Origin of the sequence: Protofrankia sp. Cas8, from assembly GCF_963555845.1 — a bacterium.
GTDB lineage: Bacteria > Actinomycetota > Actinomycetes > Frankiales > Frankiaceae > Protofrankia.
Genome location: NZ_CAUVXI010000168.1, coordinates 1 through 891, shown reverse-complemented (window position 1 = coordinate 891; position 891 = coordinate 1). Strand labels below are relative to the sequence as shown.

General features: G+C 69.0%; 1 protein-coding gene. It reads left to right on the top strand.

Annotated elements, in window-relative coordinates:
• Positions 1–328 precede the first annotated feature (328 nt).
• The coding region (locus U9977_RS20180; protein ID WP_322750851.1) for a hypothetical protein at positions 329–891 on the top strand (563 nt) is incomplete at its 3' end.

The window sequence follows — 891 nt, the reverse complement described above, 5'->3', positions numbered from 1 at the left end:
CCTCGGCCCCCCAGCCGAGGTGCGCCCGCGGTATCCGATCGTGCTCTACCGGTGGGCGCAAAACAGATCCTTCCGGACCCGCAAACGTCCGAACAGAGCGCCCCCGCACCGGAGCAGGGGTGCTCCCCTGCTGAACGGGTCAAAGGCGATGCGATCGTGGTTCTGGCGCATCGCCGGAGGCCGCAGTCCCCGGGGCGCGAAGGGGGCAGCGCGACCCCGGTTGACCTGCGCGGATTCGCCCGGGCCCGTGACCTGCAGATGACAGCCGGCAGGCCTTTTCACAGTTACGCTCATCGGGTGGTTGGCATGAAAGGGGCGGCGGGAACGCATGGTCGCAAGAGGGGTACCGGATGCGGCACCGCCGGCGGTCGTCGTCGCGAGGATCACCGCCAGCGGGCGGAGGTGGGCGCTGGGGTCAGGCCGTCGACTGACCTTCGGCCGCGCCGGCTGCGACATCCCGTTCGGGGCCGACCCGCAGGACCTGATGGTGTCCCGCCGTGCTGGAACTCTGGCCGAAAGTGAAGGCGCGATTGTCATCGGTAACACCGGTCGGCATCCACTCCTGGTGCTGACCGCGGACGGGGACACCCATCGCATCCTGTCCCCGGCGACGGCGGTCTCGGCCGGTCTCGCCGAGTTCCAGATCGTCGCAGTCGGCGCGGATGGTCAGCGCCATGAGATCGGCGTGGTGCACTATCGCCGCCAGCCGGTACATCGGGAGCAGGACACGATGCAGCTTTCCGTCCGGCTCACCCAGACCGAACGCCTGCTGCTGGTCGCGTTGTGCGAACCTCGCCTGCGCACGGGCGACAACCATGCGTCGTTCGCCACTTACCGGGAGATTGCCCGCCGGGTCAACCGCGACGACAACTACGTCCGCTCGCGCTTGGC